At 48.0% G+C, this 7,335-nt stretch carries 7 protein-coding genes; 4 read left to right on the top strand and 3 right to left on the bottom strand.

The window, feature by feature from the left end:
* Window positions 1–73: 73 nt before the first annotated feature.
* From FC47_RS08065 to FC47_RS08055, 3 genes are all read right to left on the bottom strand, one after another.
* On the bottom strand, window positions 74–1,834 hold the full coding sequence (locus tag FC47_RS08065; protein WP_056968580.1) for an ABC1 kinase family protein: 1,761 nt from the start codon (window positions 1,832–1,834) through the stop codon (window positions 74–76).
* A 77-nt stretch (window positions 1,835–1,911) separates the two neighbouring features.
* Window positions 1,912–2,445 (bottom strand): GNAT family N-acetyltransferase, encoded by a 534-nt coding sequence (locus FC47_RS08060; protein ID WP_225431116.1) that lies wholly within the window; start codon window positions 2,443–2,445, stop codon window positions 1,912–1,914.
* Window positions 2,446–2,518: 73 nt separating this feature from the next.
* Window positions 2,519–2,908 carry a VOC family protein gene (locus tag FC47_RS08055; protein ID WP_033935360.1) on the bottom strand — a complete coding sequence of 130 codons (390 nt, stop codon included), beginning with the start codon at window positions 2,906–2,908 and terminating at the stop codon, window positions 2,519–2,521.
* A 117-nt stretch (window positions 2,909–3,025) separates the two neighbouring features.
* Between FC47_RS08055 and FC47_RS08050 the strand changes: the two genes are divergently transcribed.
* The 4 genes from FC47_RS08050 to FC47_RS08035 all read left to right on the top strand — a co-directional run bounded on the left by FC47_RS08050 (window position 3,026) and on the right by FC47_RS08035 (window position 7,269).
* Window positions 3,026–3,403, top strand: a complete 378-nt coding sequence (locus tag FC47_RS08050; protein WP_056968577.1) for a fluoride efflux transporter FluC — start codon at window positions 3,026–3,028, stop codon at window positions 3,401–3,403.
* Window positions 3,396–3,743, top strand: a complete 348-nt coding sequence (locus FC47_RS08045) for a fluoride efflux transporter FluC (RefSeq protein WP_235804006.1) — start codon at window positions 3,396–3,398, stop codon at window positions 3,741–3,743. The genes FC47_RS08050 and FC47_RS08045 overlap by 8 nt, the downstream gene beginning before the upstream one ends.
* A gap of 167 nt (window positions 3,744–3,910) precedes the next feature.
* Window positions 3,911–5,419 (top strand): glutamate/gamma-aminobutyrate family transporter YjeM, encoded by a 1,509-nt coding sequence (yjeM, locus tag FC47_RS08040; protein WP_033935361.1) that lies wholly within the window; start codon window positions 3,911–3,913, stop codon window positions 5,417–5,419.
* 104 nt (window positions 5,420–5,523) lie between these two features.
* On the top strand, window positions 5,524–7,269 hold the full coding sequence (locus FC47_RS08035) for a glycerophosphodiester phosphodiesterase (protein ID WP_056968576.1): 1,746 nt from the start codon (window positions 5,524–5,526) through the stop codon (window positions 7,267–7,269).
* Window positions 7,270–7,335: the final 66 nt, after the last annotated feature.

Here is a 7,335-nt window from a genome sequence, read left to right as displayed (position 1 = left end):
TCCCATGACTAAAGTCACGGGATGGATAGGCATAATTAAAAAATTCCCGTTCGATCTGAGCGGGAATTTTTCGTTAGAAGCGTTTTTTATGATGTTTCTTAAGAAAACGATACAGCTCGCCTAAAAAAAGACCAATGATGATAATGATGGCGATCGTGTAGCCAGCCGTCCCCAGTTTGAAGATGGCGGGATGACCAGCGCTGCCTTCAACCAGAATTGAAGAACCCAGGATGATTGCCGCTAATACGATGACAATCAAAAGCCGATTCAGCATGCGCTCCAGATTTCGCAAGACCCGCGCCTGATCTTTATATTGAAAGTTGATCTTGGCCTGACCAGTACTTAAAACCTCCAGCAGATCATTGATGCGCGAAGGAATAGCTATCGAATCGAGGGCGGTTTGCCGGGCCTGCCAAATGCTGCTTTCTAGTGAGTCCCTCCAGTTGAAGTGCTTGAGCAGATATTTTTTGGCAAATGGCTTGGCAACCTCCATCAATGACATTTCAGGATCAAGCGCGGCTACGATGCCTTCAATTGAGCTGAATGCCTTGATCAAAAGCGTGACTTCAGGCTTGACCTGCAGATTGTTCTGTCGGCACAGCGAGATGATCTGAAACAGCATTGCCGGCAGATCGATACCGCCTAAGCCCGTGTTGAGATAAGGAGCCAAAAAACCGGTCAGCTGACTATAGAATTCCTGCTCATCAACCTCGCCAGTCCGATTACAAATGCCGAGAATTGCTTGACCAACCTGGCGGGCGCTTTTGGTGTTAAGGGCGATTACAACCTGAGCAATGCCGTCCGTTAAACTAGGTGAAAGGTGTCCCATCATGCCAAAATCAAGGTAGACCAAGCGATAGGGCGGCAAGGGATGATCCTTTTGAATTTCGATTTCGTGACGGCCCAGCTGTTTTTGGTAATTGAGATCCTTTGCCATTGCATTACGCTTGGGATCATCTTTGGGCAGGTCGTAAAACAAAACATTGCCTGGGTGCGGATCGGCATGAAAAAAATGATCCTCGAAAACCTGCTTGATAAAATTTTCGACCAGAACATGCGCCAGATAATGATTGCGTTCTTTAAGCCTGGCCGCGCTGGTTTCATCAAGCGGCATTTTTTCGTTCATCAAATGCTTGATGCTTTTTCCCGGCATGGCTTCATTGACCAGAATTTTTTGCGTGCAGTACTGAGGATAGACTTTGGGCACTTCGATGATATCAAAGCCGTTGTTGAGCCGGTAAAATTCCTGGCCGTTTTGAACCTCAGTCGTCGTATCGATCTCATGAAGCAAAGATGTACTCAGCTCGTCTAAAACTCGTTTAGGATCAATTACCGAAAAATCAATTGGAACGTGCTCGGCCATGCCTAACGCGCGTTTAAACAATGCCAGATCGGTCTGCACCAACTGGGTAACGGCAGGGTGCTGGACCTTGACGACGACTTTCGTACCATCAAAGAGCGTGGCATGATGCGTTTGTCCAATTGAAGCTGAGGCAAAAGGCGTCTGATCGAATGTCTGAAAAACATCTTCAATCCGCTTGCCGGTCTGTTCTTCAAAAGTCTGTTCAACGGTCGCATATGAGTCAACGTCAACCTGATCCTGCAGCTGACGCAGTTCCTTGATGTAGTCTGGTGAGACCAGATCGGGGCGAGTCGACAGCAGCTGACCGATCTTAATAAAGGTTGGCCCCAGCTCCTCTAAAGCCTGCCGGATCTCTTCTGGGTGTTTTTGCCGATAAAAGTTGGTTAGAAACGAATGTTGATTTAAGACTTTAATGATCTGCTTGAGACGAGTCTTTTGGCTGATCGTTGTATTTTCTTCATTCAGAAAAATCACGTCCTTATTTGATAAATCATTAGCTTCATTATAGCAAAACAAGCACTCCCCGCGTTGACGAAGAGTACTTGTTTTTAGTCGAGATTCAGTTCATAGACGTTGCGCAGGTCGCGATCAGTCGGGCCAGTGTAGACTTGTCCCCGCTTGACGAAGCCGAAGTTTTGCACTAGGTTGTGAACGCGGTCGTTTTTATCGTGAGTAGCAATGCGGAAGTTGCGGACCCCAGCGTCATAAGCCAGCGTGATCATATGGCTCATAATGTAGTTGGCAAAATGCTTACCGCGGTATTTGCCAGAGATTGCAACGCGGTGAATCGTGGCAAACGGGTGACCAGGACGATTCCATTTACCATTGACGATATGCATGTAATGAGCATCGCCTTGCGTCATCAGAGTTGCCGTCCCAACGATTTCGTTGCCATACATCAAAAGCCAGCAGCAGCCGCCTTCGATATCCATTTGAAAGGTCAAGCGCGTCGGGTAGCCGTCTTCTCCCTGCCATTGTTCGCTGCCGTCAGCCTTCAAAAGCGCGCGGGCATTTTCAACGATTTCCATTACCGTATCCAGATCGTTTAAAGTAGCCTTGCGCATGTAAATAGCTTCACTCACTTTTCTTCACCTCTTGAAATTTAAGATAAGCTTTAAAAGTTTAAGCCTATTTTTTTAATTTGCCAAGTAGAAATTATTTATTTTCATAAACTGCAATTTCAATCAGGTTTTGGTCGGGATCGTGCAGGTAGATCGACTGCATGGGACCTTCTGCGCCAAGCCGATCGACCGGGCCAGCGACAACATCGACATAATAGCTTCTCAAATGATGCAAGATGGCTTCGATCGGGTCGTTGGCCACTAAACAAAGATCCGCACTGCCAATGGTTGGCTTGTGGGCTACCAGGGCATCGCGATCGGCTTTTTGCAGGCGAATCAGCTGATGTCCACAGCGCAGGGTAACGACACCAGGCTTGGTCTGCTGGTCGATTACCGGCATGTCAAAGACTTCATGATAGAAGCGGCGGGACTGTTCAAGATCACTGACGGTTAGGACGACGTGATCGATGCGACGCATTTTCATAGGTTGAGACCTCATTTCAATTTATTGATCGAATTAATTATAGAACTCATGATCCGGCTTGAACAGTCTATGATAAGCTTAAACAGACTGTTTGAATTTAAAAGGAAGTGAGTAATCTTGACTAAAAATCTGCTTAGCGTGATGCTGTTTGCTTTTGTCGGCGGCTGTCTGCGCGCGGGTTGCGGTCAGCTCTGGGGTGGCTTTTGGGGGACGATTCTGGTTAATCTGGCTGGTAGTTTTCTACTGGCTTTTCTGACCTATCATGCCGTTTTAAAAGAGCAGCTGACCGGCTGGCTGAATCTGGGAATCTGTACCGGTTTAGTCGGTTCGTTTACGACGTTTGGCACGTTTTCGCTGCAGTCCGTTAAGCTGCTGCAGCAATCTTTTTTGGCTGGGGCGGGCTTTTTGGTGATTAACCTGCTGGGCGGCTTTTTAATGGCACTGGGCGGCTTTAAACTGGCACTGCGTTTAAATCAGGAGCGAAACAATGACTGAAATGCTTTTAATTGGTTTTGGGGCCAGCTTGGGAGCATCCTTGCGCTGGATCTTGACGCTGACTTGGAAAAGATGGGGCCGATCTGGCTGGCCAATCGCAACTTTATTCATTAATCTGACCGGCTCTTTTTTGATGGGCTGGCTGGCAAAGCTTGCAATGACGGATAGTCTGCGTCTTTTTTTGACGACGGGGCTTTTGGGTGGCTATACGACTTTTTCAACCTTTAATACGGAGCTGCTGGTGATGCTTGATGAAGGTAAGACCGCGCGCTGGTGGGGATATGTGCTGATCAGCGTGTTGGGTGGGCTGGGGCTTGCCTGGCTGGGAATGTTCGCATAAAATACATTTTATATTCGTTTTATCTAAGATATTTTTGTTAATTTTGAACAAAAACGGGATCTATTTTCTGCTTTTACCCCTAAAATCAAATAAAAGTAGTATAATTATGCATATGAGTTTAACTGGTTTAGGCAGCAATTATTCATTAAGTTAGGGGTTATTTTGCAATGGAGCAAGATAAAAAGAAGATCGGGCTGGCTAATTTGACCATGATGATTTTCACGTGCGTATTTGGTTTCGCCAATACGACCGTTGCTTATGATCAAATGGGCTATGCCTCGATTATTTGGTATATTCTGGCAGCATTATTCTTTTTCCTGCCATCGTCTTTGATGTTTGCTGAATACGGCTCGGCTTTGAAGAGTGCCAAAGGGGGCATCTATTCATGGCTGAAGGTTTCAATTGGCGAAAAGATGGCCTTTATCGGGACCTTTATCTGGCTGTGTTCATGGGTTGTCTGGATGGTCTCGACGGCTGCCAAGGTTTGGATTCCAATGTCAGCCTTCTTCTTTGGTTCAGATAAAACGCAGAGCTGGAATTTCTTTGGCCTAACCTCCACGCAGTTTGTCGGCATTTTGGCAATCTTGTGGATGATTTTCGTTACCTACATGGGCAGCCGCGGGGTTGACAAGATTGCCAAGGTTGGGGCCGTGGGCGGAACGTTCGTCATGATCTTAAGCGGCGTCTTTATCGTTGCCAGTCTAATCATCTGGATCTGCAATCATGGCGCGATGATGCAGCCGATTCATGGTCTGCACTCGTTTGTCGCTTCGCCTAATCCACAGTTCCAATCTGGCGTCGCCGTCGTTTCGTTCATGGTCTATGCCGTCTTTGCCTATGGTGGCATGGAGTCAATGGGGGGCGTGATGGATTCGGTTGAAAAACCAGAAAAGACGTTCCCAAGAGCTTTGATGATCGGTATGATCGTAATTACGGTTCTGTATGCGTTGATGATCTTTATGTGGGGGATGTCAACCAACTGGGAGCGCGTTTTAGGTAAAGAAAACGTCAACCTTGGCAACATCTCCTACGCCCTGATGAACAACGTCGGATTGGTCTTGGGCAGTTCTTTGGGGTTGTCGCATGCCACGGCGGTGCTGCTGGGCAATCTCCTCACGCGGTTTACCGGTCTGGCAATGTGGCTGGCTTACATTGGCTCATTCTTCGTGATGGTCTATTCACCGATCAAGTCCTTTATCATGGGCTCTGATCCAAGACTTTGGCCAGCTAAGATGACTAAGCTCAACAAGCATGATATGCCCGCTTTTGCCATGTGGATGCAGGCAATCGTCATCTGTGTGATCATCTTTGCCGTCAGCTTTGGTGGTTCGGCCGCGCAACAGTTTTATCTGATTCTGACTGATATGTCCAACGTCGCAACCTCGGCACCATATCTGTTCTTAGTCGGGGCCTTCCCATTCTTTAAGAAGATCAAGGACCTGGATCGGCCATTTGTGTTCTTTAAGACGCAGCGAGCAGCCAACTGGGTTTCGGCGATCGTTTGGTTGGTCGTAGCGATCGGTATCATCTTTACCTGTCTGCAGCCAATCTTGGATCATGATTATCAAACCGCGTTTTGGACGGTATTTGGGCCGATCTTCTTTGGCCTGGTTGCCTGGGCTTTTTATGCCAATGCACAAAAGCGCGGCTTCAAGCCCACAAAACAACAAAAATAGGCAAGCTTTAAAGGGCTCCTCGTCGATAACGAGTGAGTCCTTTTACTTTGCGGCTGCCTGGGTTAAGATGGTAATGAACCATAATTGAGAGGATAAATTTGTTGATGGAAAAAATCAAAGCCAATCTGACCGAATATAGAGATCATTGGCTGAGCTATGGCGGCTTTTTATTGACGATCGTATTGATTGATCAAGTAATCGTCGGGCCGCTTTTTAAACTGATCATGACCAGTCTGAGTCAGCAGGGGCAGGTACCAGTCGTTTCCAAGCTGACGGCCATGGAGCTTTTAGCATCGCATCCCCTGGTCCTGCTTGGGAGTCTTGGCAGTCTTTGTCTATGGCTGATCTGGCTGAGTACGATTTGGGGACTGGCTATTTACGGCATTATCTTGATTGGTCAGCGTCGGTTTGCCTGGTCGGTGCTGCTGAAAAACATGTCCTTTTGGCTGCGGCCTGACTGGGTAATGATGGTCTTGATCAATTTCTTATGGCTGATGCCGCTGGGCCAGGGATTATTCTGTGCGTTGCGTTGGGGACACTTGAATTATCCAGCCCTGATGCTTGATTTTTTGACGCGCAAAACCTGGCTGCTGATCATAGTGGTGCTGTTTTATCTGGCAGTGCTGACGATTGGCTTTTTAACGCTGCCTGACTTGGTTGCAATGGCAGCCGATCAGATCACGCTTAAACAGGCACGGCAAAACCCGAACGCTGGTTGGCAAGGATTAGCAAACGCGCTGAGTACGCTGGGCGGGGTGTTGATTTTGAGTCTGCTTGGCTGGGGACTTAATCATTTGCTGCTGCTGATTTTGAACGGGTTGGAAATATTTCCTGGGAAATGGGTGTGGGGAATTGCGATCATTTTCCGCTCGCTGATGCTTGGCGGCAGTTTTTGGCTGTTGATCGGCGCACTGGTAGTCATGGTGCTTAGCCGGCAATCATCAGATGAAAGGCCTAAAAATCTGCCGGCAGCTGATTTTCCCCTCTGGTTAGGCAGGGGAAGCTGGCTGATGATTGCGGTGTTGATCTTAATGACCAGTATCGTCAGTCTGCCGGTCGCCTGGCATCAGCCCGTGGCCATCTCGCATCGGGGCGTCACGCAAAAAGATGGCGTGCAGAACACTTTGCCGGCTGCGGAAAAAACGCGGCGGCTGCATCCTGATTATATTGAAATTGACGTTCACGAAACGGCCGATCAGAAATTTGTGGTGATGCATGACGAGAATCTGCGCCAGTTAACGGGCATCAACCGTAAGCCGCGTCAACTAACCCTTAAGCAGCTGCAAGGGCTGGCGGCTGATGAAAACGGGCACCGTGCGCACCTGGTCAGTTTCGATCAGTACTTGGAGTTTGCCCAAAAACATCGGCAAAAGCTTTTGGTTGAGATCAAAACGACACCTGCTGATTCACCGCGAATGCTGCAGCATTTTAATCAGCGTTATGGCAGACGGCTGCAGGAGAATCATGCCTGGCTGCACTCAATGAATCTTTACGCGGTCCAAAAGCTGCATCGATTGAATCCCAAGCTTGCAGTCATGGCGATTCAGCCCTACGTTTTAGGCTGGCCATCACGATATGTCGGCTGGAACGTTGAATATTCGATGCTCAATCCACTGCTGATTGCTCAGCTGCATTTCAAGCACCAGCCAATCTGCGTCTGGACGGTTGATGATCCTGATACCATGCGTCAGGCTGCCTTAATGGGAGTCGATGGCATCGTTACGGATAATCTGAAGGCCTTAGACATAGCGCTAAAAGATACTGAGCGTCATCACGACTACGCATCACGGCTGGCAGCTCAGCTCAGCGTTGCGTATAACTGGCATAACCTGATTAATGGTCGCCGTTAGCAAAGCAGCGGCCTTGATAAAAATGAAAATGGCACTGGATCTGCAGCCAGTGCCATTTTTTAGTGT

This window comes from Limosilactobacillus mucosae DSM 13345, assembly GCF_001436025.1.
Taxonomy (GTDB): domain Bacteria; phylum Bacillota; class Bacilli; order Lactobacillales; family Lactobacillaceae; genus Limosilactobacillus; species Limosilactobacillus mucosae.
The sequence above is the reverse complement of the archived record's forward strand: the minus strand, read 5'-3'. Positions and strand labels throughout refer to the sequence as shown.